Origin of the sequence: Streptomyces sp. AA4, assembly GCF_000158875.1 — a bacterium.
GTDB lineage: Bacteria > Actinomycetota > Actinomycetes > Mycobacteriales > Pseudonocardiaceae > Amycolatopsis.
In genome coordinates this window covers 3,269,376-3,292,446 of record NZ_GG657746.1, presented here as the reverse complement: position 1 = coordinate 3,292,446, position 23,071 = coordinate 3,269,376, and the positions used below count along the sequence as shown (strand labels likewise).

30 protein-coding genes and 2 pseudogenes are annotated in these 23,071 nt (G+C 70.5%); 17 read left to right on the top strand and 15 right to left on the bottom strand.

What is annotated here, in order from left to right; all coding sequences use genetic code 11:
- Positions 1–23: 23 nt before the first annotated feature.
- The 3 genes from SSMG_RS15410 to SSMG_RS15400 all read right to left on the bottom strand — a co-directional run bounded on the left by SSMG_RS15410 (position 24) and on the right by SSMG_RS15400 (position 1,216).
- The gene (locus tag SSMG_RS15410; RefSeq protein WP_009077279.1) at positions 24–221 is read right to left on the bottom strand and encodes a CDGSH iron-sulfur domain-containing protein; all 198 of its coding nucleotides are present in this window, start codon (positions 219–221) and stop codon (positions 24–26) included.
- Positions 208–891 carry a methyltransferase gene (locus tag SSMG_RS15405; protein WP_009077277.1) on the bottom strand — a complete coding sequence of 228 codons (684 nt, stop codon included), beginning with the start codon at positions 889–891 and terminating at the stop codon, positions 208–210. The genes SSMG_RS15410 and SSMG_RS15405 overlap by 14 nt, the downstream gene beginning before the upstream one ends.
- Before the next feature lie 91 nt (positions 892–982).
- On the bottom strand, positions 983–1,216 hold the full coding sequence (locus SSMG_RS15400; RefSeq protein WP_009077276.1) for a DUF2188 domain-containing protein: 234 nt from the start codon (positions 1,214–1,216) through the stop codon (positions 983–985).
- Between the two features lie 107 nt (positions 1,217–1,323).
- Between SSMG_RS15400 and SSMG_RS46910 the strand changes: the two genes are divergently transcribed.
- Positions 1,324–1,452 (top strand): hypothetical protein, encoded by a 129-nt coding sequence (locus SSMG_RS46910; protein ID WP_255409877.1) that lies wholly within the window; start codon positions 1,324–1,326, stop codon positions 1,450–1,452.
- Between the two features lie 9 nt (positions 1,453–1,461).
- Here the strand turns inward: SSMG_RS46910 and SSMG_RS15395 are convergent, their stop codons facing one another.
- Positions 1,462–1,899: an ATP-binding protein gene (locus SSMG_RS15395; protein ID WP_009077272.1), complete on the bottom strand. Its 438-nt coding sequence runs from the start codon at positions 1,897–1,899 to the stop codon at positions 1,462–1,464.
- A gap of 260 nt (positions 1,900–2,159) precedes the next feature.
- Between SSMG_RS15395 and SSMG_RS15390 the strand changes: the two genes are divergently transcribed.
- Entirely contained in the window at positions 2,160–3,386 is a 1,227-nt protein-coding gene (locus tag SSMG_RS15390; RefSeq protein ID WP_037713766.1) for a PP2C family protein-serine/threonine phosphatase, read from the top strand.
- Between the two features lie 12 nt (positions 3,387–3,398).
- Here the strand turns inward: SSMG_RS15390 and SSMG_RS15385 are convergent, their stop codons facing one another.
- Complete coding sequence (locus tag SSMG_RS15385; protein ID WP_050788193.1) at positions 3,399–3,770, bottom strand: STAS domain-containing protein; 372 nt, start codon at positions 3,768–3,770, stop codon at positions 3,399–3,401.
- 782 nt (positions 3,771–4,552) lie between these two features.
- On the bottom strand, positions 4,553–5,116 hold the full coding sequence (locus SSMG_RS15380) for a hypothetical protein (RefSeq protein WP_009077268.1): 564 nt from the start codon (positions 5,114–5,116) through the stop codon (positions 4,553–4,555).
- Positions 5,117–5,465: 349 nt separating this feature from the next.
- Between SSMG_RS15380 and SSMG_RS15375 the strand changes: the two genes are divergently transcribed.
- From SSMG_RS15375 to SSMG_RS42970, 8 genes and pseudogenes are all read left to right on the top strand, one after another.
- The gene (locus SSMG_RS15375; RefSeq protein ID WP_037713761.1) at positions 5,466–5,897 is read left to right on the top strand and encodes a DUF6292 family protein; all 432 of its coding nucleotides are present in this window, start codon (positions 5,466–5,468) and stop codon (positions 5,895–5,897) included.
- Between the two features lie 73 nt (positions 5,898–5,970).
- Positions 5,971–6,276, top strand: coding sequence for an SRPBCC family protein (locus SSMG_RS15370; RefSeq protein WP_009077264.1), 306 nt, complete (start codon positions 5,971–5,973; stop codon positions 6,274–6,276).
- A gap of 104 nt (positions 6,277–6,380) precedes the next feature.
- Positions 6,381–6,764, top strand: coding sequence for a DUF2267 domain-containing protein (locus tag SSMG_RS15365; RefSeq protein WP_009077262.1), 384 nt, complete (start codon positions 6,381–6,383; stop codon positions 6,762–6,764).
- A 173-nt stretch (positions 6,765–6,937) separates the two neighbouring features.
- Positions 6,938–7,534 carry a bifunctional 2-polyprenyl-6-hydroxyphenol methylase/3-demethylubiquinol 3-O-methyltransferase UbiG gene (locus SSMG_RS15360; RefSeq protein WP_037713759.1) on the top strand — a complete coding sequence of 199 codons (597 nt, stop codon included), beginning with the start codon at positions 6,938–6,940 and terminating at the stop codon, positions 7,532–7,534.
- Positions 7,535–7,553: 19 nt separating this feature from the next.
- On the top strand, positions 7,554–8,018 hold the full coding sequence (locus SSMG_RS15355; protein ID WP_037713757.1) for a DinB family protein: 465 nt from the start codon (positions 7,554–7,556) through the stop codon (positions 8,016–8,018).
- Positions 8,019–8,149: 131 nt separating this feature from the next.
- Positions 8,150–8,311, top strand: a pseudogene (locus SSMG_RS46905) (class I tRNA ligase family protein); the annotation flags it as partial.
- Positions 8,296–8,451, top strand: a pseudogene (locus SSMG_RS46900) (methionine--tRNA ligase); the annotation flags it as partial. The pseudogenes SSMG_RS46905 and SSMG_RS46900, both read left to right, overlap by 16 nt.
- 31 nt (positions 8,452–8,482) lie before the next feature.
- Positions 8,483–9,397: a class I tRNA ligase family protein gene (locus SSMG_RS42970; protein ID WP_286156957.1), complete on the top strand. Its 915-nt coding sequence runs from the start codon at positions 8,483–8,485 to the stop codon at positions 9,395–9,397.
- Here the strand turns inward: SSMG_RS42970 and SSMG_RS15345 are convergent.
- On the bottom strand, positions 9,374–10,309 hold the full coding sequence (locus tag SSMG_RS15345) for a bile acid:sodium symporter (protein ID WP_037717238.1): 936 nt from the start codon (positions 10,307–10,309) through the stop codon (positions 9,374–9,376). The genes SSMG_RS42970 and SSMG_RS15345 overlap by 24 nt on opposite strands.
- A gap of 248 nt (positions 10,310–10,557) precedes the next feature.
- On the opposite strand from SSMG_RS15345, the gene SSMG_RS15340 reads away from it, so the two are divergent.
- Complete coding sequence (locus SSMG_RS15340; protein ID WP_199841136.1) at positions 10,558–12,876, top strand: APC family permease; 2,319 nt, start codon at positions 10,558–10,560, stop codon at positions 12,874–12,876.
- Here the strand turns inward: SSMG_RS15340 and SSMG_RS15335 are convergent, their stop codons facing one another.
- Entirely contained in the window at positions 12,877–13,410 is a 534-nt protein-coding gene (locus SSMG_RS15335; protein WP_037717234.1) for a TetR family transcriptional regulator, read from the bottom strand.
- A gap of 78 nt (positions 13,411–13,488) precedes the next feature.
- On the opposite strand from SSMG_RS15335, the gene bioB reads away from it, so the two are divergent.
- The gene (gene bioB / locus SSMG_RS15330) at positions 13,489–14,526 is read left to right on the top strand and encodes a biotin synthase BioB (protein ID WP_086024978.1); all 1,038 of its coding nucleotides are present in this window, start codon (positions 13,489–13,491) and stop codon (positions 14,524–14,526) included.
- Between the two features lie 5 nt (positions 14,527–14,531).
- Complete coding sequence (locus SSMG_RS15325) at positions 14,532–15,668, top strand: 8-amino-7-oxononanoate synthase (protein ID WP_037717231.1); 1,137 nt, start codon at positions 14,532–14,534, stop codon at positions 15,666–15,668.
- Here the strand turns inward: SSMG_RS15325 and SSMG_RS15320 are convergent.
- Positions 15,579–16,070: a DoxX family protein gene (locus SSMG_RS15320; protein ID WP_009077248.1), complete on the bottom strand. Its 492-nt coding sequence runs from the start codon at positions 16,068–16,070 to the stop codon at positions 15,579–15,581. The two genes, SSMG_RS15325 and SSMG_RS15320, sit on opposite strands and share 90 nt — an antisense overlap.
- Before the next feature lie 161 nt (positions 16,071–16,231).
- On the opposite strand from SSMG_RS15320, the gene SSMG_RS15315 reads away from it, so the two are divergent.
- The 3 genes from SSMG_RS15315 to SSMG_RS15305 all read left to right on the top strand — a co-directional run bounded on the left by SSMG_RS15315 (position 16,232) and on the right by SSMG_RS15305 (position 18,471).
- On the top strand, positions 16,232–16,714 hold the full coding sequence (locus SSMG_RS15315; RefSeq protein ID WP_009077247.1) for a hypothetical protein: 483 nt from the start codon (positions 16,232–16,234) through the stop codon (positions 16,712–16,714).
- A gap of 135 nt (positions 16,715–16,849) precedes the next feature.
- Positions 16,850–18,052 carry an NAD(P)/FAD-dependent oxidoreductase gene (locus SSMG_RS15310; protein WP_009077246.1) on the top strand — a complete coding sequence of 401 codons (1,203 nt, stop codon included), beginning with the start codon at positions 16,850–16,852 and terminating at the stop codon, positions 18,050–18,052.
- 53 nt (positions 18,053–18,105) lie between these two features.
- A complete protein-coding gene (locus tag SSMG_RS15305; RefSeq protein ID WP_009077245.1) occupies positions 18,106–18,471 on the top strand; it encodes a hypothetical protein in 366 nt (121 codons plus the stop codon).
- Here the strand turns inward: SSMG_RS15305 and SSMG_RS15300 are convergent.
- Positions 18,468–19,022, bottom strand: coding sequence for a TetR/AcrR family transcriptional regulator (locus SSMG_RS15300; protein WP_009077243.1), 555 nt, complete (start codon positions 19,020–19,022; stop codon positions 18,468–18,470). The genes SSMG_RS15305 and SSMG_RS15300 overlap by 4 nt on opposite strands.
- A gap of 65 nt (positions 19,023–19,087) precedes the next feature.
- Here SSMG_RS15300 and SSMG_RS15295 point away from each other — a divergent pair, with 65 nt between their 5' ends.
- Entirely contained in the window at positions 19,088–19,546 is a 459-nt protein-coding gene (locus tag SSMG_RS15295) for a cupin domain-containing protein (RefSeq protein ID WP_037713755.1), read from the top strand.
- Positions 19,547–19,549: 3 nt separating this feature from the next.
- Here SSMG_RS15295 and SSMG_RS15290 read toward each other — a convergent pair whose 3' ends face one another.
- From SSMG_RS15290 to SSMG_RS46895, 5 genes are all read right to left on the bottom strand, one after another.
- Complete coding sequence (locus tag SSMG_RS15290) at positions 19,550–20,299, bottom strand: hypothetical protein (RefSeq protein ID WP_009077240.1); 750 nt, start codon at positions 20,297–20,299, stop codon at positions 19,550–19,552.
- 99 nt (positions 20,300–20,398) lie between these two features.
- A complete protein-coding gene (locus SSMG_RS15285; protein ID WP_009077239.1) occupies positions 20,399–20,632 on the bottom strand; it encodes a hypothetical protein in 234 nt (77 codons plus the stop codon).
- A 16-nt stretch (positions 20,633–20,648) separates the two neighbouring features.
- Positions 20,649–22,262 (bottom strand): hypothetical protein, encoded by a 1,614-nt coding sequence (locus SSMG_RS15280; protein ID WP_199785912.1) that lies wholly within the window; start codon positions 22,260–22,262, stop codon positions 20,649–20,651.
- Entirely contained in the window at positions 22,255–22,509 is a 255-nt protein-coding gene (locus tag SSMG_RS15275) for a hypothetical protein (RefSeq protein ID WP_037713754.1), read from the bottom strand. Before SSMG_RS15275 ends, SSMG_RS15280 begins: the two co-directional genes overlap by 8 nt.
- Positions 22,510–22,891: 382 nt before the next feature.
- Positions 22,892–23,071, bottom strand: a 180-nt coding sequence (locus tag SSMG_RS46895) for a hypothetical protein (protein WP_286156956.1), incomplete at its 5' end; no start/stop codon positions are given.

The window sequence follows — 23,071 nt, the reverse complement described above, 5'->3', positions numbered from 1 at the left end:
ACCTCGCGACCAGGCCGTCCGGGTCACCCGCTGCCCCGGACCCGTTTCCGGTGGCTCGTGTCGCACCACGGAAACCGCTTGCTCCGCCGGCAGGCGCACACCGCGACGACGAAGCGGTCCGACCGCACCGTTTCCCCGTCCGGAGTGGACAGTTCGACCGGCCCCTCGACCAGAACCGGCCCGCCCGGCACCACCCGGACCCGGCGTTCATCGCGCGGCACGGAGCGCCACCAGTTCCTCCGTGCGGTCGCCCGGCCGCACGAAACCGCGTTCGAGCAGGTACTCCAGCCGTCCGGAGACCACCGGCCCGAACGGCACGTCCGCCCGCGCCACCACCTCGCTGCGCAACCCTCCCGCGGCCAGCGCGAAGCGGGTTTTGTCCACATCGGACATCGTCGACTGCACCAGGTAGAGCGTGCCGGTCCGGGTCAGCAGCGAAGGAGCGGCCGCGCACAACGGGTCCAGCATCGCGCGGCCGTCCGGCCCGGCGTCCCAGGCGCGCGTCGAGCGAACCGTGGGCGTCGGGGAAGGCACGTACGGAGGATTCGCGACCACGACGTCGTACGGTCCGGCTTCCACGGTTTCCCGCAGGCCGCCCCGGAGCAGGCCGATCGGCAGGGCCCGCAGCACGGTGTTCATCCACGCGGAAGCCAGCGCCCGCATCGAAATATCCGCCGCGACGACCGTGGCGCCGGTCCGCGCCAACGCGATCGCCAGTGCGCCGCTGCCGGTTCCCAAGTCCGCGCACCGCATCCCGCAGCCGATGCGCGTGTCCGCGGCCAGCACGCTGGAAAGCAAGGCGGTGTCCTCTTGCGGACGGTAGACCCCGGGCAGCCGGAATACTCTGCCCAGCGGCCGGGCCTCCGTTTCGGTGCGCACAGACGTCGTCATGGCGGTCCTCCATCTCGGTCGGTGCGCCCGGATACCCCCCTCCGGTCAGGACAAACCGCGATTTCCGCGGCGCCGCACCGAAACCGGCCGGTCACCGGGCCGGAACCGCTCCCCGATAGGACCGCTGCTCGACGATCTCCCCGTCGCCGTTGGCCCGGGGCTCGCCGTGGACGTAATGGCCGACCCCGCGCGCCTGCGCCATTTCCCGGCCGACCGACACCGCGTCAGCGCGGCGCGCCGCGGTGTTCGCGACACGCCGGATTCCCTCGATCCGGTTCTTCCACAGCCCGCCCTCGCGACACGTATGAATGTCCCCTTCGGCCATTCCGCGCCTCCTTCCGCTCGCCCGCCGGGTACCCGACCGCAGCGAGGGCAATCGGGTTGCCGACGGCGGCTCCGGGTACCCGGAGCAGGAACCGAAGGAGCGAAACCATGACCGAACCGCGCGAATCCGACGACGTTTACGGCGACACCCCGGAAGAAGAACGCGAGATCATCCGCGGCGAACAGGGCACCTCGGGCGACGAGCACGACGACTCGGACCCGCAACAGGGACGGTGACCCGCCGGGTCAGCGGGAGGGCTCGCACGCCTCCCGCGCCGGCACCCCGCAGCCGAGCCGGGCCCAGACCGTCTTGCCGCCGGAATGCTCGTGCACTCCCCAGTCGTCGGCGAGCCGCTCGACGAGCAGCATGCCCCGGCCGCGTGCGCGCTCGAAGTCCGGCGGGCGGACCTGCGGGCGGGCGGGCTCGGGGTCGTCCACCTCGATCACCACGACACACGGCCGGGAAAGCACGGTCAGCCGCGCACAGGACGGGCCGGAGGTGTGCTCGTAGGCGTTCGACGCGAGTTCCTCGACGACCATCAGGACGTCCGCGAGGTGGTCCGGGGACAGATGGCCCAGGGACCTGCCCGCCCAGGCGCGCACCCGGGGCAGCGCGGAAACCCCGGTGCCCTCCAGGTCCAGCACCCAGGGCGCATCGCCCGCCCCGGAGCCCGGGCCGGTCACCGCCGCCCCCTTTTCGGTTGGCCAAAACAACAAGACCCCTCTCCCGCCGAAGCCGCGACGCGATGCGGAGAACGATTCCTGCCGGAAAACGCTGCCGCGCTTCGTCGCCCCTCGCCGCAGCCGTGTGACCTCACGTGGGGAAGTCCCTTTCTCGTTCTCGACTTCGCCGGTGCCCGAACGGGCGTACCCGGACAGGGCCGACTTCACACCTAACACTGCGTATCTCTGGACCCCGGCAGCGGTTCGGTTACTGTCGCTGCATGCCGTCTCACGCGCCGGAGCCCGAATCTCGCACTCGCCTCGCCGACATCCTCGGCGCCGGGGCGAGCAACGCCGACCTCGGCGACAACCTCGCGAAGATTCTCGCCCGGGCCTGCACCGTTCTCGACGTCGACACCGCGACCGTGCTGCGGCACGATTCCCGGTGGCAGCGCCTCGTCGCCATCGCCGCCGCCGGGCTCGAGGAGGAGGTCTACCAGGGAGTCCAGGTCCCGGTCGGCGCGGGGTTCGCCGGAGCCGTCGCCGCGCGCCGGGAGCCGGTCGTCATCGAGCAGGTCGACCGGACCACGGTGCTCAACGCGCTGCTGGCCGAACGGGGCCTGCACACGATGCTCGGCGTCCCGATGCTGGCCGGCACCGAACTGGTCGGCGTGCTGCACATCGGAGCCGTGCGGGACCGCCGGTTCACCACCACCGACATCGAAACCCTGCGGCTGCTCGCCGACCGGCTGGCCGCCGTGCTGCAAGCGGAGATCATGCACCAGAACCAGGCCGCGACCATCGCGCTGCAGCGCAGCCTGCTGCCCGGGGTCCTGCCGGTCATCGACGGCCTGCGCCTGGCCGCGCGCTACGTTCCGGGCGCGGAGGCCGGGCTCGGCGGCGACTGGTACGACGTTTTCCGGCTTCCCGGCGATCAGACCGGCATCGTGATGGGCGACGTGTCCGGGCACGGCCTCGAAGCCGCCGTCATCATGGGCCGGCTGCGCAGCGCGCTGCGGGCGTACGCGCTCGACTGCGACGATCCCGCCGAAGTCCTCGCCAAACTCGACCGCAAAGCGAACCACTTCGAACACGGAGTGATGGCGACGGTCGCGTACGGCGTGTTGCGGCCCGGGCACGAGAGCATGGCGCTGTCGCTCGCCGGGCACCTGCCGCCGGTGGTGGCCGCGCCGGGCAAACCGGCCGAACTCGTGCAGGCCCCGCCGGACCCGCCGGTCGGCCTGACCGTCGGAGCCACCGTCGAACGGCGCACGACCACGGTGGAACTGCCGCCGGGAAGCGTCGCCGCGTTCTACACCGACGGTCTCGTCGAGCGCCGGGACCGGCTCGTCGACACCGGCATGGACCAGCTCGCCGAACTGCTCCGCCCGGAGGACCCGGAACGGGCCTGCGCCCGGATCATGGCCGCGATGGTGGGGTCCCGGCCCCCGCAGGACGACGTCGCGCTGGTGGTGCTGCAACGCACTGCGGGGGCGGGAACGCGCTGATCCGCTCCGCGGTTACTTCGCGGCCAGCGCTTCTTCCAGCGTGGGGTACAGCGGGAGGCTCTGCTCCAGCCCGGTGAGCTGGATGGGCCGCAAGGTCGCGCGGCCGGACGCCACGATCCGCACCTCGGTCCCCTCGGGCGCTTCCCGGCACGCGGCCAGCAGCACGGTCAGCCCCGCCGAGGCGAGGAAATCGACCCCTGCCAGGTCCAGGACCAGCACCGGAGGTTTCCCGGTGACGGTTTCGGCGACCGCGGCCGTCAATTTCGGGGCGGTCCCGAGGTCCAGGTCCCCGTTCAGGGCCAGCACCGCCGCGGGCGAGCGGTCGGCCCGTTCGATCGACAGCGAACCCGGCGGGTCGATCACCGGGTCGGTCAGCTCACTCATCGCTCTTTCCCTCCTCAGGAAGCCCGGAACGCCTGCGTCCGGGCAGGAAAAGGACGCGGCTGGCTGCTCAACCGCGCGAATAGCATGCCTTACGGCGGCGGCTCGCACCGAATGCCGCCGGGAGAAATGATCTCGGATCGGCGGAAAGGCGGCAGCGCGGGGGCGCCCGGGAAGAGACGTTCGGCTCACTGTCGCCGCTCCCGTGGCGGTCCCGGTGCGGCCAGGCTAGGGCGGACGGGGCGGGGCGGGTGAGCGGCTGGTCGCTCTTTGAAGCGGCCGCGCCGAGCGTCCGGTACGACCTGGGGCGGACGGTTTTGCTGCTCCCCTGCCGCGTTTTCGCAGGGGCAGCGGATGTATTCGACGACCTGAGCCGACCGGCGGCTGCCCCGCGGTTCGGCCAGCGCCGTGGTGACCGCGCCCGGTCTGGCGCGTTCGCCGCTCCGCCCTGGCTAACGCGCACCTCGCGCTGCCGGAGCGCACCGTCCCGTTCAGTGGGCACTGCTGCACCGCTGCCCGGCCGCGTCCTGACGCAGCCGGTCCGTGCGCTCGCCGACCCGCGCCGCTTCGACTTGCCGCGCAGAGCCTCCCGCTCAACGGGCATGACCGCACCACCGCCCGGCCGCGTCCTGACGCAGCCGGTCCGTGCGCTCGCCGACTCGCCGCGCACACCCGCCCGCACAACGCACACGACCGCACCATCGCCCGGCCGCACCCCAGCACAACCCGCCGACCTCACCCGGCCAGCCCGCACACCGCGAACCAGCCGGAACACACCCTCCCGCTCAGCGGGCACGGCCGCGCCGCTGTCCGGCCGCGTCCTGGCGCAGCCGGTCCGTGTGCTCGCCGATCTCCCCGAGCCGGTCCGCCAGCGCGGCGTGCCGGGACTCCAGGTGGACGCGCACGTCTGCCAACGGCGGCAGCAGGTTCGCGACATCGTCGTCTCCCAGCGCCACGCCGAGCCGGTCGGCGCTTTCCTGTCCGGCGGGGTCCAGGTCGGGCGCGGCGCTGGCTTCGGCGGCCAGCCGTCGCAGCACCGCCGCGTTGCGCCGGGCCCAGTCCGCGACCGCCCGGTCTCCCGCGCGGCGGCCGCGTTCCGCGTCGACGCGGGCCTCGCCGGTGGTCTCCCCGGTGGCCGAGGGCCGCAGCCGCAGGTACCGGCGTTCGGCCGCCTGCCTGCTCGCCACGCCCAGCGCCGGGGCCAGCGCGGCCCAGCTCGCGCCCGCCGCGCGCGCGGCCGCGATCAGTTCCGGTTCCCATTCGCCGAGCTGCTCGCGCAGCGCCCGCAGCGCGGACAGCGCGGCCAGCGACCGATCGGCCGGCGCACCGCCGTCCCGGGCGGCCAGCACCGCCTCGCGGACGCCTTGGACCAGCAGCCGGGGTCCAGCTCCGCCATAGCGTCATCCTCTCGACGACTTGGCAGTTGTCATCGTTTCGATGACATGCTAGAAGAAAAGAGAGCGTCCCTGTCGAGCGGCGGAGGTGAATCCCGATGGACCTGCCGATCCCGCGGCACGATTCGCCGCGCTCCGCAGGTTTCCCGTGCCCCTTCACCGGGAATCAGGTCCGGACCGCCCGCCAGGGCGGCTTCCGGCCGCTAGCCGGAGAACCCCGCCGCGCCGCCGGATGCGGCCCGTGGCGCGGAGCAGGCCACCCCGGCTCCGTGCCAGTCCTTCGCGCGAGAAAGGCGTTGTCCCCGTGTCCTTGCCGCTGCACACCGCCCAGACCAGGCCGTCGCACCCCGCACTGGTGCGCCTGTGGAACTACCTCGCCGACGTCACCGGCGCCCTGGGCATCGGCCTCGAGTCCTGCACCGTCGACCACGACACCCCGGTGTCGGCCTACGTCGCGCTCGACGGCCACCTGCCCGCCTACCCCGGCCGCGACGTCGCGTTGCTGTGGGACGAGATCCACGGCTGGGCCGCCGCCGTGGAAACGCATTCCGGCGAGGACCTCATCGTCATCCGCTACCAGGGCGGGCCTTCGGTCGCCCCGCCCGCGTCCCGCGTCGCCGAGTTCGCGGCCGCGGTGCGCGACGACGACCACCGGATCGGCTGTCTCGCGCCGCCGGAACTCCGCACGCTGGGCACCCCGGCGGACCTCGACGCCATCCTGGCCGAAGTGGTGTAACACCGGACACCGTCCGTGACCGTCCATTGTAGACCGGCGGTTTCGCCTCGTCGCGGACCGGGTAGCCGAGATCATGAGCGAATTCGAAGCGCAGCGGAGGATGCCCGCGCCCGCGGAGCACGTCTACGCCGTCGCGTCCGATGCCGCGCACCTCAGCGAATGGCTGCCGGAGCCAGTCGACCCGCCCCCGGCCGGGAGCCGCGACCGGCTCCGGCTCGAATGGGACGGCGGCTGGCTCCAAGTCGCGTCCGGCGCGGCGGGCACGAGCCACGCGACGCTGCACCTGTCGGTTCCGGCCGGCCAGGGCGGCGGCGACCTGCCCGCGCGGATCCGCGAGTCGCTCGACCGGCTCGCCGTTTTGTCCGGCTCGCCCGGCTGAACCCGTCCACAGTGGACTCTCCGCGGTTCGTTTTCCGCCGCACGGAACCGTAACGTCACCGCGCGCGCCGGATCGGATACTCTGCGCCCAGGAGTTGATGGTCCATGGTGGTGCGGAAGGAAATTCTGCCCGGGCCTCGCCCACCCCGCACGGAACGGAACCGGCTCGCGGTCGACTGCGTCGTCGACAGCCTGCTGCGATGCCTTCCTCTGGCCGAGCAAACCCGGCTGGGCATCGTCGTGCCGAGCCGCGGCCGCACGTGCGACCGCGAGGCCCTCCTGATGGAGATCTCGTTGCGCACCAGGCGTTCCCCGCACGCGGCGAGGTGCCTGGTCCGCGCGGTCTACTCGGCACTCGGACAGACGTCGCCGGAGCTGGCCTCCCGGGTGCGCGCGGGGGTGAGCCCGGACGTCCTGGTCCTGCTGGGCGGCTCGCGGCAGCCGTGCACGTGGTCGAGGGAAACCCCGCCTCGGTGCCACAGCGGGTAACCCGGTCAATCGACGGATCCCGTCCGCCGAGATCAGCCGCGTCCCGGCTCGCAGCCGACAGTACCGGCGAAACGATCTTGCCCAGCAGGCGGGATTGCCGTTCCGGCAAGATCGCGTGCGCTTCGGGCCCGGCTCCGGCGACGCTGGACGCATCCGACCCGAGGAGCCGACCGATGACCACCGACGCGACCCTGTTCTGGGAGGAAGTCCACGCCGCCCGGCCGCCCGCCGACCCGCGGCCGAACGCCCGGCTCGTGGAGATTGTCTCCGCCCTGCCGCCCGGCGACGCGCTGGACCTGGGCTGCGGCAACGGCGGCGACGCCCGCTGGCTCGCGAGCCGCGGCTGGACCGTGACCGCCACCGACATCTCGGCCGTCGCGGTCAACCGCCTCTCCGGCCCGCGGCTCACCGCCGTGCGGCACGACCTGCGGGTCAGCTTCCCGGCCGGGGAATTCGACCTGGTGACCGCGCACTACCTGCAAACCCCCTTCGAACTGGACCGGACGACGGTCCTGCGCACCGCCGCGTACGCCCTGCGCCCAGGCGGCCGATTGCTGGTCGTGGACCACGGCTCGATCGCGCCGTGGTCGTGGAACCAGGACCCGGACCTGCATTTCCCCAGTCCGGCGGAGATCGCCGCCGACCTCGCCCTCGACCCGGCCCAGTGGACCGTCGAGCGCGCGGACTCCCCCACCCGGCTTGCGACCGGCCCAGGCGGGCAGACCGCCGAGGTCGTCGACCACGTCCTGCTGATCCGCCGCGCTGTCTGAACCCGTCAAGGAGACCACTGTGGCTCGCCGTCGCGACACTCCGCCGCCTCGCACCGGAAGCAGCGAAACCGAAGTCCTGCGCGGATTTCTCGACTATCTCCGCACCTCAGTCGCCGCGAAGGTCGACGGTGCGCCGGAAACGGAAGCCCACGCCGCCGCGGTGCCGTCCGGGACCAACCTGCTCGGTCTGCTCAACCATCTGACTTTTGTGGAGCGATCGCTGTTACTCGGGGAGACCGTGAAGAACTGGCCCGCGACGTTCCATACCAGGGACAGCGTCGCCGAGGTCGTTGCCCGCTACCGGGAAGCGGTCAAGCTCGCCAACGAACTCCTCGACGACTGCCCCGATCTCGCCGCCCCGCTGCCGGGCCGCGACGGGCCGAGTGTGCGCTGGGCGCTGACGCACCTGATCGAGGAAACCGGACGGCACGCCGGACACGCCGACATTCTGCGCGAGCTGATCGACGGCAGCACCGGCCGCTGAAAACCAGTGGCCCCGAAGCTGCGTGCCCGGTCACTATGGAAGACATGAACGCCGCACGCCGCTCTGGGGCAGTCCTCGTGCGGTGACTCGACCCGAACGCGACGGCGGAGCCGACGCCATCAAATACAGAACCACATCCCGGACACGCGCTAGGACTCGTGCAAGCCGATGTTCTAGCCCGGCACCGGCGATCGCGCGGCACGGATGTCCATCTGCTTACGGGCACCGACGACAACGCACTCAAGAACGTCACTGCGACGAGGCGGAAGGCGTTCCCGTGCAGGAGTTGGTGAATCACCGTGCCGCGCGATTCGCCGCGCTGCAGGAACCGCTCGGGCTCGCCGTCGACGATTTCCCGAGAACCAGCACCGATCGCCTTCACCTCGAAGGCGTCCGCCGGTTATGGCAAGCCTGCGCCCGACGCGGCGACTGCTACCTGCGCGACTACACCGGCCGGTACTGCCTTGGCTGCGAGCAGTTCTACACGGACGACAACGCTGTCTGGAACACGAAGTCCCGTTCGAGGTCGTCACCGAACAGAACTGGTTATTCCGAATTTCTCGCTACGCCAGCGAAATCCAGGCCCTGTTGGATCCCGGCCGCCTCCGGATCGAACTCGCCGCCCACCTCCGCGAGGTGCTGGGTTTCGCGCACTCCTGTCCGACCTCACCGCCAACGCGTCCCGCTGGACCAACGCGGCCGAGCGAGTGCACGTGCTCGGCAAGGGCATTCTGCGATTCCATGCCGTCTATTGGCCCGCGCTGCTGCTCTCCGCGGGCGAGCGCCTGCCGGACACCATCTTCGTGCACGACTACCTGACTGTCTACGGCGCGAAGATCTCCAAGAGCGCAGGCAACACCGTCCGTCCGACGGACCTAATCGACCAGTACGGCGCCGACGCCGTCCGCTGGTGGCTGCTCCGCGAGGTCGCACCGCTCGGCGACACCGACTTCACCGAAGACCGGCTGATCGCCCGCGCCGACGACGAACTCGCCAACGGTCTCGGCAACCTCGTGCACCGCGTGCTCAGCCTCGCCCGGCGCACCGGACGGATCGTCCCGGCTGGTCCACTAAGGACAGTGCACTCGCTCGCCGACCGGATCGACGCGGCACTCGCCGATTTCGACTTCCGTTCCGCCACCGGCGCTTTGGTGCAGGTGATCGCCGACGCCAACCGGTACGTCGAACAGACCCGACCCTGGGCGTTGCGCGGCGACGAACTGGACCAGGCACTCGGGACTGTCGTAAGCACTTGCCGGGAACTGGCCACGGAACTCAGCCCGTTCCTCCCGGACCGAGCCGCCCGGCTGCACGCGCAGCTCGACCGCGGGGAACCGGCGCGCCTGTACCCTCGGCTACGGCAGCAACCGAGGCACTAGCCGGACATAGGCCACCATGCCGACCACCTCCACCAACGTCTGCGCCACCACCACGACCGCCGCGAGCGCGAGGTCATCAGGCAACGCCAGTGCCAACGGAAGCACCACCAGTGAGTTCCGCGTCGCCCCGGTGAAAACGATCGCCCGCCCAGCCGGAACGTCCAATCGGAACAGCCGCGCCACCCCTAGGCCCGCGAAAGCCATCACCACCAGGAAAACCACATAAAACGGCACGGCCCCGGCCACTGCGCCGAGTCCACTGTGGAGTTTCGGTATTTGCGACGCCACTACGATCGCCAGTGTCGCCGCCATCAGCGGCACCATCGCGGTCCCGGCCGCGGCGGCGAACCGGCGGCCGGTCGGGCGGCGGGCCGCCCAGGCTTGGGTGAGCCAGGCCAGGGTCAGCGGGAGCGCGATCAGCACCAGGAACGCCTGGAGGAACGGACCGGCTCGCACGACCTGCGCCAGGTCCGCGCCGAGGAAGAGGAACAGGAATCCGGGCAGCAGGACCATCTGCGCGAGCAGCAGCAGCGGCGTCGCGGCGAGCAGGCGGCGGCTGCTGCCTCCGGCCAAGCCGCTGAAAACGATCACGTAGTCCACGCACGGGGCCAGCAGCACGAGCAGCATGCCCAGCCGCAGCGCCTGCCCGGCCGGGAAGAGGACGGACATCGCCGCGACGACCAGTGGCACGACGACGAAGTTCACCGTCAGCGCGGCGCCGAGGAACCGGCCGTCGCGCAGGGAACGGCCCAGTTCGGCGGCAGGCACCTGCAGGAAGGTGACATACAGCAGCGCCGCCAGCACCGGGTTGATCGCCGGTTCCAGCCCCGGCCCGGCCGCCGGAGCGAGCCAGCCGGCGAGTGCGCCGACGGCGAGCGCGCCGAGGTAGATGACGACCTGGTGCCGCTCCATCCGCGACACCAGACCGGACGACTGCGACAACGGGCGCGCTCCTCCATAAAGGCCAGGTACCGGACCAGCGTAGCGACGGGCGAGCCCGGCAAGGAACGCCACCGTCTTGACGAAATCCTAACGCCGCCGCACTCCGTTTTAATGCACTCCTGACGCAAGCGAAAAGGCCGTTTCTTAACGCATTTCAGAATGGGATTGATCTCGCCGCCCAGCGCGTGCGAGGCGGGGCGCGCGGGCATGCTGAGCCCGTGACAGACACGGAAGAACCCCAGCGTCGCCTGGAACCCGGCGCGTTCGGGTATGCGGTGAAGCGGCTTTTTCTCGGCAAACCGCTCATTAACGCGCAATTGACGCACGAACGGCTTTCCAACGCGACCGCACTGGGCGTGCTTTCCCCGGACGCGATCTCGTCGTCGGCCTACGGCACCGAGCAGATCCTGGTCGAACTGCTCCCCTACGCCGGTCTCGCCGCGTTCAGCCTGGTGCTGCCGATCACCGGCGTGATCCTCGTCATCCTGGTGCTCGTCGCGGCGTCGTACCGGCAGGTCGTGATGGCCTACACGCGCGCGGGCGGGTCGTACGTCGTCGCGCGGGAGAACTTCGGGCCGCGCGTCGCGCAGGTCGCCGCGGCGGCGTTGCTGATCGACTACATCGTGACGGTCGCCGTGCAGACCTCGGCGGGCACGGTCGCCGTCGTGTCCGCGATCCCCGCGCTCGGGCCGTACAGCCTGGAAATCACCATCGCGATCGTCGTCCTGCTCTGTTACGCCAACCTGCGCGGCCTGCGCGAAGCCGGCCGTCCGTTCGCGGTCCCGACGTACCTTTTCACCGCACTGATGCTGGTGATGATCGTGGTCGGCCTGGTCAAGGCGATGACGGTCGGGCTGCCGACCTACGACGCGGCTCACCTGCCCGGCGCGGTGCCGGTCCAGCATGGGGACGGGCTCATCGCCGGTGCGACAGTTCTGGTGCTGTTGCGCGCTTTCGCCAACGGCGGATCATCGCTGACCGGTGTGGAAGCCATCTCCAACACGGTGTCCGCGTTCCGCAGCCCGCGCGGTCTCAACGCCCGCAAGGTTTTGGTCACGATGGCCGTGATCCTCGGCGTCCTGGTCGGCGGAGTCTCGCTGCTCGCCTCCTTCACGCACGCGACGCCGTACGCGAGCGGCTATCCGTCCGTGGTCTCCCAGGAAGCCCGTGCGGTGTTCGGCGACGGCTGGTTCGGGCAGGCGATGTTCGTCGCGATCCAGGCGGCGACCGCGCTCATCCTCTACACCGGGGCCAACACCAGCTTCAACGGCTTCCCGTTCCTCGCCAGTTTCGTGGCCAGCGATCGTTTCCTGCCCCGCCAGCTGACGACGCGCGGCCACCGGCTGGTGTTCTCCAACGGCATCCTCGTGCTGACCGTGCTCGCCGTCGCCCTGCTGTTCTTCTCCGGCGGCACGGTGACCGCACTGGTGCCGTTCTACGCGATCGGCGTGTTCACCGGCTTCGCCATGGCCGGATACGGCATGACCAAACACCATCTGCGCCTGCGCGAGCAGGGCTGGCGGTTCAAGCTCTCGGTCAACCTCGCCGCCGGGATTCTGTCCACTGTGGTCGTCGGCATTTTCGCCATCGCCAAGTTCACCGAGGGCGCGTGGCTGGTGGTCGTGGTGTTCCCGATCCTCGTGTTCGTCCTCATCAGACTCAACCGCGAGTACCGCGCCGAAGCCGCTGTGCTGGAACGCATCACCGCCAACCGCGCCAACCCGACGCGGTACGCGCGCCACCAGGTTTTCGTGCTGGTCAACACGATCGACCTGGCCGTGCTCGAAGCACTGCGATACGGCAACAGCCTCCGGCCGGACAAGGTGACCGCGGTGCACTTCGTGATCGACGCGCAAGCCGCCGAACGCCTTCGCTCCCGCTGGGAAGAACTCGGGATGAAAACGAGCCTGCGGCTGATCGACGTCCCCGACCGCAGGATCGCCCGCGCCGCGTACACGCTGGTGCAGAAGGCGATCGCGGACGCGGAGCGGACCAGCATCACCGTGCTGCTGCCGCGGCGAAGCTACGCGCCGCTGCTCGGGCGACTGCTGCACGACCGGACCGCCGACCGGATCGCCCGCATCGTCAGCCGCATCCCGCAGGCCGCGGCGACCATCGTGCCTTACGACGTGCAGACCCGGATCCGCACGCTCATGCCGCATCTGCCCGAAGAACGCGCCACCGCGGCGATCGAGCGGCTGCTCACCCGGATCGGCAGCACGCAGAAGGAGGAACTCACTCCCAGCGCTCTTGCCGAACTGCGTCCCGGCACTGACGTCTGCGTCGACGGGCGGATCCAGGAACTCACTCTGTCCGAAGAGGACACCCGGGGTCCGGTTCTCACCGCGCAGCTCACCGACGACACCGCGACGGTCGCCCTGGAATTCAGCCAAGCCCACCCCGACCTCGAACCCGGCCAGGTACTGCGCGTCGCCGGCCGCGTCGCCGACGGCACGCCGCTGGTCATCCGCGACCCGGTCTGCCACATCCTCGAAGCCGCCGGAGAAGAGGAGGAAGACCGCTCCAGCGCCGAATAGTCATCCGGACAGTCCACTGAGGATCGCGTCGATGCCGAACCCGAACGCCTCGTCCGAATCCCCGCTGTGCGCCGGGTCTTCCTCCACGATCCCGGCCCGCACCAGTTCCGCGTGGTTCTGTTCCTCCGCGACGAACCCGAGTACATAGTGGACGACCGTCCGCGCGGCCCACTCCGCGCGGCGGTCGTCGTACTTCCCGGTGAACAGCTGGCGCAGCGCGTGCGTGGGCACCAGGAGATCCGGCCGGTATGCCTGCACGAACGACACCACCTCGGCCCCGTCGCGGACTTGCAGCAGGGCCGTACGGAAGTCCTCGGCCGCCTCGCGCGGGTCCTTCGCCACCCCGGGCAGCCCCTTCAGGATCCGCGCGGCGACGGCGGCGAGCAGCTCCTGTTTGTTGGCGACGTGGTAGTACAGCGCGCCCGGCTGGACCCCCAGGTCGAGGGCCACCCGCCGCATCGACAGGCTGCTCAGCCCGGCTTCCCGCAGCAGCTCGTACGCCCGGTCGACGATCTGGTCTCGCGTCACCTTCACCCCGCTCATTCTGCCTGCCGCTTGCTTCCGGCCGAGCGGCCGCCTAGGATTTGATAGGTGTTCAAAACCTTCGACGACCTGGCCGACCGGCAGCTGGCCGGCGGCGTACTCGACCGCACCGACGCCCGCGCGGTGCTGGAAGCGCCGGACGAGGACGTGCTCGGCCTGGTCGCGGCTGCCGGGCGGCTGCGGCGCGCGCACTTCGGCAACAAGGTCAAAGTCAACTACCTCGTCAACCTGAAATCGGGCCTGTGCCCCGAGGACTGCGGGTACTGCTCGCAGCGGCTCGGGTCGTCCGCGCAGATCCTCAAGTACTCGTGGCTGTCCGCCGAGGAAACCGCGCGCCAGGCCGGCGCGGGCATCCAGGGCGGCGCGTCGCGGGTGTGCCTGGTCGCGAGCGGGCGCGGGCCGAGCGACCGCGACGTCGACCGGGTCGCGCAGGCCGTCGAGGCGGTGAAGTCCGCGCATGCCGACGTGGAGGTGTGCGCCTGCCTCGGGCTGCTCAAGGACGGCCAGGCCGAGAAGCTGCGCGAGGCCGGGGTCGACGCCTACAACCACAACCTCAACACGAGCGAGTCCCGGTACTCCGAGATCTGCACGACGCACGGGTACGACGACCGCGTCGACACCGTCGAAAAGGCCAAGTCCGCCGGGCTTTCCGCGTGTTCCGGCCTGATCGTCGGCATGGGCGAGACCGACGACGAGCTGATCGACGCGATCTTCGCGCTGCGCGACCTCGGCAGCGATTCGATCCCGGTCAACTTCCTGATGCCGTTCGAGGGAACACCGCTCGCCGGGACGTGGGAGCTGAGCCCGCTGCGCGCGCTGCGCATCCTCGCGCTGGCCCGGTTCGCTTGCCCGGCAACGGAAGTCCGGATGGCCGGCGGCCGCGAAATGCACCTGCGGTCGCTGCAGCCGCTCGCGCTGCACGTGGTCAACTCGCTGTTCCTCGGCGACTACCTGACCAGCGAGGGCCAGGCCGCGAAGGCCGACCTGGAGATGATCGCCGACGCCGGGTTCGAGGTCCTCGGCGCGGGCGAACAGCAGCAGGCCGCGCACACCACGCCGGCGCTGCGGGAACGCGGAGCGGGCACCGCCGCCGCGCCCAACGCGTGACCGCCATGGTGTCGATGCACGACTGGCTCACCGCCGCCGAACGGGACCGGCACGCCGCCGGTCTCGTCCGGCGGACCGACGATCGGCGGCATCCGCGAGCGTCCACATTGGACCTCGCGTCCAACGATTACCTGAGCCTCAGCACCGATCCGCGCCTGCGCGCGGCCGCCGTCCAAGCCGTCGAAAAGTACGGAGCGGGAGCCGGCGCGTCGCGAGTCGTCACCGGCACCACGCCGTGTCACACGGAGCTGGAACGCGAACTCGCCGACCTCACCGGACAACCGGCCGCGCTCGGGTTTTCCAGCGGCTACACGGCGAACATCGGCGTCATCACCGCGCTCGGTTCGCCGGACACGCTGCTGATCACCGACGCGCACATCCACGCGTCGCTGATCGACGGCGCCCGGCTGTCCCGCTCCCCCGTCGCGATCTGCCCGCACGGCGACCTGGACGCGCTCGCGGTGCTGCTGCGCGACCGGTCGCAGGAACGGGCGATCGTGGTGGTCGAATCGATCTATTCAGTGCTCGGCGATGCGACGGATCTGGTGCGCACCGCGGCATTGTGCGCGGAGTACGACGCCTTCCTGGTGGTCGACGAGGCACACGGCATCGGCGTCGCAGGCGACGGCCGGGGCGCGGTGCACGCGGCCGGTCTCGCGGGTGCGCCGCACGTCGCGGTGACTGCCACACTTTCGAAAGCACTGGGTGCCCAAGGCGGCGCGGTCTTGGGGTCGCCGCTGCTGCGCGAGCATCTGGTCAACACCGCGCGGACGTTCATCTTCGACACCGGCCTCGCCCCCGCCGCTGCGGCCAGCGCGGCGGAAGCGTGCCGGATCATCGCAGCCGAGCCTTCGCGGGTCGAGGAACTGCACCGAGCCGCTCGCGCGATCGCCGACGCCGCAGGAGTTCCGCGCGCGCCCGGTGCGGTGCAGTCGATCCCCGCGGACTCCCCGGACCAAGCCGTCGCCGCCGCGAACCAGCTGTACGAACGCGACATCGTCGTCGGCTGCTTCCGGCCGCCGAGCGTCCCGGACGGCGTATCCCGCCTCCGGCTAGTCGCCCGCGCCGGGGTTGACCTGCACCGGGCTCAGGACGCCGCGCGCCTCGCCGCCCACTGGGCGCGCGCCGCCAGCATCGTCTGAACCCTTCCGGAACAGCGCGTCCACCGCCAGTGCACCCGGTCCGGTGAAGGCCAGCAGCAGGAAAGCCCAGCAGAACATCGCCGCGGGTTCGCCGTGGTTCTGCAGCGGCAGCAGGCCGTCCGGCTGGTGGACGACGAAATACGCGTACGCCATCGATCCCGACGCGAGCAGCGCCGCGATTCGAGTGCCCAGGCCGAAGGCGACCAGCAGGCCGCAGACGAGCTGGATCACCGCCGCGTACCAGGACGGCCACATGCCGACCTCGACGGTTGCGCCCTTCGGACCGCCGCCGAAAACGCCGAACAGCGATGCCGCGCCGTGGGCCGCGAAGAGCAGGCCGACGACGACGCGGAACAGGCCGAGCACGAACGGGACGGCCCGGTCGAGCACACGCTCTGGCATGGGTCCTCCTCGGAGAGTGACTAAGGTTAGGCTTGCCATACCGTACGTGCCGGAGTACCTCCCGTCCAGACGCTGTGACGCTCGACAAACCGGACTGAACCGTTCCGCCGCCGGCCGCGTGTCGAGGGAAGGGCAACACCCACGCACCGCTGGAGGCTGGGATGACTGTCAAAACCCCGCGAACTTTCGGACTGCTCGCCGCGGTGGCCGCGGCGGGCCTGGTCGCCGCCGCGTGCAGTGGCGGCGGCAATAACAGCAGCGGGACCACGACCCCACCGCCCGCCGCGCCGACGCATTTGACCGACAGCAAGGGCGACACGATCTACCTGTTCGCCGCCGACCACGACGGCCAGTCCGCCTGCGCCGCGAGCTGCGCGAGCTACTGGCCTCCGGTCGCGGCGGACACCCCGCTGACCGGCGCTCGGGGCAGCGTCGGGGCCATCACCCGGCCGGACGGCTCCAGGCAGGAAACGCTCGGCGGGCACCCGCTGTACCGGTACCTCGGCGACAAGTCCGCCGGGCAGACCAACGGCCAGGGCCTGAACCTCAACGGCGGACTGTGGTGGATGGTGACCTCCGACGGCGCCGCGATCACCACCGCCGCTTCCGCGCCGGCGAGCGGGTACGGCGGAGGCAACTACTGAGTTACGCCCCTTCAGGTAGGCCCTGCCTCAATGGGGTACCTCTGATCAGGGGAACTTGACCGGGCGGCCGAATAAGACCAAACTTCGCTAGTGATATAAGTACTCCCGTCGTCCCCGCATCGAAGGAGTTCTTCAGTGACCTCGTCGTTCGTCATCATCGGAGCCGGGCTCGCCGGGGCCAAGGCCGCGGAAGCGTTGCGCGACAAGGGTTTCGACGGGAAGATCACCATCGTCGGCGACGAGCGGCACCTGCCCTACGAGCGCCCGCCGCTGTCGAAGGACTACCTCGCGGGCAACGCGGAGGCCGAGAGCTTCCAGGTGCACGACGCCGCGTGGTACGCCGAGAAGAACGTCGAGCTGCGCCAGGGCGTCAAGGCGACGGCGATCGAGCGGGAGAAGAAGCAGGTCACGCTCGACGACGGCACCAGCCTCGGCTACGACAAGCTCCTGCTCGCCACCGGCGCGAGCCCGCGCGAGCTGCCGGACACCGCGGGGATCCACTACCTGCGCCGCATCGAGGATTCCGACCGGCTCCGCGAACTGTTCGGCACCGCCTCGAAACTGGCGGTCGTCGGCGGCGGCTGGATCGGGCTCGAAGCGACCGCCGCCGCGCGCCAGGCCGGAGTCGAGGTCACCGTCATCGAGGCGCTCGAACTGCCGCTGGTCAGCGCGCTCGGCCCGGAGGTCGCTCCGGTCTTCGCCGACCTGCACCGCGAGCACGGCGTCGACCTGCGGCTCGGCGTCCAGGTCGAGCACATCTCCAACGGCGGCCAGGGCAAGCGGATCCGCCTCGGCGACGGCAGCGTCCTCGAGGCGGACGCCGTCCTGGCCGGGATCGGCGCGAAGCCGAACGTCGAACTGGCCGAGGCGGCCGGCCTCCGCGTCGACAACGGCGTGGTGACCGACGCGAGCCTGCGCACGAGCGACCCGGACATCTTCGCCGCGGGCGACGTCGCGAACGCCTACCACCCGTTCCTCGGCAAGCACCTGCGCGTCGAGCACTGGGCGAACGCGCTGAACCAGCCCGCGGTGGCCGCGGCCGGGATGCTCGGCAAGGAGGAGTCGTACGACGAGCTGCCGTACTTCTTCACCGACCAGTACGACCTCGGCATGGAATACCTCGGCACCATCGAGGGCCACGACCGCGTCGTGTTCCGCGGCGACGTGCCCGGGCGCGAGTTCATCGCGTTCTGGCTCAAGGAAAACCGCGTGCTGGCCGGGATGAACGTCAACGTCTGGGACGTCACCGACCCGATCAAGGCGCTCATCCGCTCCGGCAAGGCGGTGGACCCGGAGCGGCTCGCCGACCCCGAGGTCCCGCTGGAAGACCTCGCCTGATTTCCGCGCCCGCGGGCCGCTCCGGGTTCGGGGCGGCCCGCTAGGTTTGTCCGGTGGCAACCGAAATCCTGTCCGACGGCTGGGACTCGCCGTACTACGTCGTGCGGACCTCGGCGTTCGACGCGAAGTTTCTTGTCGGCGGCGGCGAGAAACCCGATGAGGTGGACAACGTCGACGTCACGGTCCACTACCCCGACCGTTCCCGGTGGAGCGCGACGGTTCTCACCCTCGACGAGGTCGACCGGGTGATGCGCCGCTGGGAAAGCACCGGCGAGTGCGCTGGCGGCAGCTATTTCGCCGTGCCGGACGGGCTGATCGTCCGCGAGCCCGGCGTGCGCAACATGGCCGCTGTGCTGATCGCGATGCACGACGGCGGCGAACTCAACTCTTACCTGATGCGCTTGGCGGACTACGACTAGCCCCGAGGCAGCAGCCCCTCCGACGCCAGCTCCACAAACCGCCGCCAGTCCCCGCTTTCCGTGCGGACCACCGACGACAGGCAGCCGACCAGCAAATACACGTCACTTACCGTGCAGTCCGCGCGGAGCACCCCCGCCGCCTGATCCGCCGCGATCGCTTGCGCCACCACGGTTTCCAGCTGCTCACGAGCCTCGCCGCGCGGTTCGCTCCCCGCCGATCCGCGCGCCGTCTCGATGGCGGACGACAGCGCCCGGTCCCCCGAAAGCACCTCGCCGACGTGCCGCAGATAGCGGGTGACGCCGGATTTCCCGTCGAGACACCGCTTCCGCGCGTACTCCGCGATCTCGGCGAACCGCTGCTCCGCCAACGCTTCCACAAGCGCCCGCCGGTCCGGGAAGTTCCGGTACACCGTCCCGACGCCCACCCCGGCGACCCGCGCGATCTCCGGCAACTGGACGTCGTCGTGCTCGGCGAGCAGCGCGCGGGCCGCCTCCAGCACGCGTGCCCGGTTGCGTTCCGCGTCCGCCCTCGGTTTGCGCTCCGTTGACAAGCGGCGTCCTCCTCGCGCTAATGTGGAAACGGACTCCGTTTCCGACTCGTCTGCGAGGATACCCCATGAGCACGGACCGCTTCCTTCTGCTGCACCCCGGCGAGGCCCGCCCGGGACGGGTGCCGCTGCCGCCCGCGTTCGCGGTGAAGGCGATGACCGGCGACACCGAGACCCGGTTCTCCCTGCTGGAGGTGACGCTGGCGCGCGACATCCCCCGCCACGTCCACCACGAGGCCGACGAGTGCGTTTACGTCCTCGAAGGCGAACTGGGCATCGACTTCGCGGACGAGACTCATGTCGCGACGAAGGGGATGTTCGCGCTCCTGCCGCACGGGGTTCCGCACGCGCTGCGAGCGGTTTCGACGCCCCCGCCGAGGTTGCTGCAGATCTCCTCGCCGGGCGGGTGGGAGCACTATCTGGAGGATCTTTTCGAGGCCGGGCCCGCGGTGCTGACGGACGGCGCGCTGGACCCGGCGAAGATCAACCCGGTGGCGGCCCGGTACTCGATCGCCTACGAGGAATGAGAGTCAGTTCTGCGGCACCGGCCAGACCGCCGCCGGATGACAGTGCTCCGGGCACGCGAGCAGGTACACCGCGTTGCCGAGAAACAGCACGTAGGCGTCGGAATAGGAGCTGTCCGGCTGTTCGGGCTGGCCGGGGCCGCTCTTGAACCCGACGTCCTCCGGCAGGCCGCACAAGAACAGCATCTCGGCGCCGCACGCGCAGCGGTGGCCTTCCGGATCCTGTTGCCAACGCGGCAGGCCGCCGACCTTGAACTCGCCCCGGCCGACGCTCAGTTCGATTTCGCCTGAGGGAACCGCCCGCCACCCGGTCTCCGTCTCGCACTCCGGACGCAGCACCAGCTCGCAGCCAAGGAGATGCGGTTCCTCCGCGTCGGCCGGACCGGTCGCGTCCCGGTGCAGCATGATCCGCCAGAACGCGCCAGGGTGGCCCCAAATCCGCGGTTCTTCCCAGTACCGCCGCGGAAGCTGCTCCGAATTCTCCCGGAGACAGGCCGCGTCGTTGTGCACCGGGCACTGGAACACGAGCAGGTGGTCGCCGCCGAACCGCGGAATGTCCGGCGGGACGTCCAGCTGGAAGAAGAGCACCATCCGCGCGCCGCAGTAGCATTCCGGCCAGTCCTCGCTCTCGGGCAGGATCGGCCGCCCGCCGAAGGTGTTTCGGGAACCAGGACCCGTCGGAATACCCGGGTTTTCCACCAGATACATCGGAAGGTCGGAGCGGCGGATCTCGGCCGACGGCTCGAAGACAGTCACCGGGCCAGCCTAGGGCGGCGCGACCTTCCCGTCCGGCTTTCCGCGCGAAAACCGGCGAGAGGCGGGCACCGCCGCGCATTCCGGTGCCCGCCCCGCCGCTTACGCTGTCCGCACCCGCCGCCATTCCCACGCGGCCAAGCCGGTGAACAGAACCGTCGCGACACCGGCGACCGCCGTCAGCAGCCATTCGGTTTCCCCGCCGCCGCCGTCCGGGGACGCGCCGGTCGTGCGTTCGATCCAGTCCGGAACCGTCAGCGTCAGCACCAGCGCGACCGCGCTCAGCGCCGCGAGCCCGGCCTCGGCCGCGAGCCGGAGCTTGTGTGCAGTGTTCATGAGAACCTCCCTGCCCTCAGTACTTCGCCGCGTTGAGGCGGGTCCGCCAGGTGTTGCCCCCGCCGGCGTATTCGCCGTAGCTCCACACCGTCCGGGAATCCGACGGGTCCCGGCCGATGCCGAAGTAGTCGCCCCATCGGCCGCCGGTGTAGGCGCTCTGCCCGGCGATCACCGAGGCGCTGCCCTGCAGCGTGCCCGGCGGGTCGGTGGCGAGGCGGCCGGTCTGGCGGAAGTGGCCGTACTCGTCGGCGGCGGACCGGCCGAACGCCACGTGGGCGTTGCGGGAGATGTCGGTCTGGATCACCGGGAAGAAATAGTGCCTGCTCGGCGCGCCGAACGCGCCCTGCTGCGCGATCGTGTGGCTGGGCACGTCGATCTCGTACCACTGCACCACTGACCGCGCCTCAGTGTCGCCGGGCCAGCTGTACGCGGACGTATGCGTCGTCCACAGCCGCTGGGTGCGGCCCGCCGCCTGGAAGACCGCGTTGAGCAACCGGGTGTCGTTCGTGGCGATTCGCGTTGTCCCGCCGTCCTTTTGCACCGCGCCGGGCGGCAGGTTGTAGCTGCGGCAGGGCACGGCCGTCGAGGTCAGCGTCGGCGCGCCGCCGGACCACAGGCCCAGCGGGTTCGACAGCGTCCACAGGGTCAGGCTCGACCCCGACGGGAACAGCGAGTTCACCAGGTAGGCGCGCGGATTCCCTCCGGTGCCTTGGAAATGGCAGGCGGGCTGGACGGAGAACGCGGCGCTCCGGTCCGGGTTCCGCAGGCCCCAGAAATCCCACCAGCGGATCGTGTGGCCGCCGCCGGCTCCGCCGCTGTACAGCTCCGCCTTGTTGAAGATCCGCAGTTTCGCGTAGGCGAACCCGCCGCCGAAGGCGAATTGGTTGGTGGACACGTAAATCGCCTGGGTGTCGAAGCCCAGCATCGGGTAGTCCGACCAGTTGCCGCTCGCGGTGGCTCCGTCCGCGGTCGCGTCGGTGCTCCAGATCCAGTACCCGCCCGCGGGATCGCTGGTCTGCGAGACGCCGAGCAGGATCCACGAGCCCTGCGGATTCGCGCGCCGCGCGGCGATGCAGACGATCCACCGGCCGCTGTAGTGGTCGTAGGCCAGTTTCGGGTCGAAAAGCTGCGCCCCGGCGGGCAGCACCGGGTTGAACATGGCGGTGAAATTGGCCCACCGGAACTGTTGCAGGCCAGTCTTGTCGTAGCCGACCAGGTCCACGTTGACCGCGGCCATCACCTGCCGGGGACCGACCGCGACCGTGCAGTCCGGCGGGCGGAACGCGGTCTGCGAAATCCCCTCGAAACTCGCCGACGCCGCCGGGGCCAGCCCCTCGGCGATCTCGTCCTCCGGCGGGTTTTCCTCCGACAGCTCCGCCGCCGCTTCCTCGTCCAGCTGCACGGCGAGCGCGTCCTCGGGGGCCAGCGCTTCCGCGCCGTGCTCGCGCGCGCCGGTCTTCAGCTGGTCGTATTCCTCGACCGGAACCGGGAACCGTTGCGCGAACAACGGCGACCGTTCCGGCGACGGCGGTTCGGCGAGCAGTTCGCCGACAGTCAGATCCGCCATCTCCCGCGACGCGCCCCCGGCCGTTTCCCCGGCCTGGCCCTCGAGCACCTGTGCTTCAGGCATCACGGTGATCACCCTCTTCCTCCGCGGCCTCGTCGCCGGCCCGTGCCGGGGCGTCGGCCTCCTCCTCCCGATCCCGGTGCCGCCGCGCGGCCGCCTTGAGCCGTTCCATTTCGGCGGCCGGAACCGGCGTCCCGATCGGAATCTCGTATCCCGCTTCCGGTCCGGCGGGCGCGTTTTCGCCCGCCGGACCGCTTTCCGCGCCCTCGCCGCGTCCCGCGCCCGACCGCGGCCCTTCCCGTTCGCTCATCGTGCACCCCCGGGAATTCCGCCCGAAAAGATCAATTCCGGCGACGTTCACGAAAAAGGTCGCCCGCAAGCGGGAAACAGATACCGGAAGGCCGCGACTTCAGCCGAACGGCGCAGCGGAAACCGATTCCCTCAGCTTTTCCCCAGTTTGCCCGGAAGCCGCATAAAAACTGACCGGGAACAGTTTCGAAGAACCTTTCCAAGCGCCGGGAGCCGCTCGCGAACGCCTGCCCCGTACGCCCGAATGCTGGCGGATCAAGCTGTTCCGCCCGCTTCACCCGGACTCGACCGCGTTGTGCCGCGGTTGCGGATCATCCCCGGCCCAGGACTTCGGAGTTACGTCCACCTTGCGCATTTTGCCGTCTGACAAGTTGAGCACCCGGTTAATTCTTCACGCATTCCTTCGAATGTAGGTAGTGCGCTTGCCCGGAGTCGGCGGACAGTGGCGCGACCGTGCTTCTGGGAGGAGATTTTCCATGTTCCGACTTGCCCGTTTCGCCGCGCCTGCCGTCGTTTTGGCCGGTTCGCTCGCTTTGGCCGCCCCGGCCGCGCACGCCGACGTC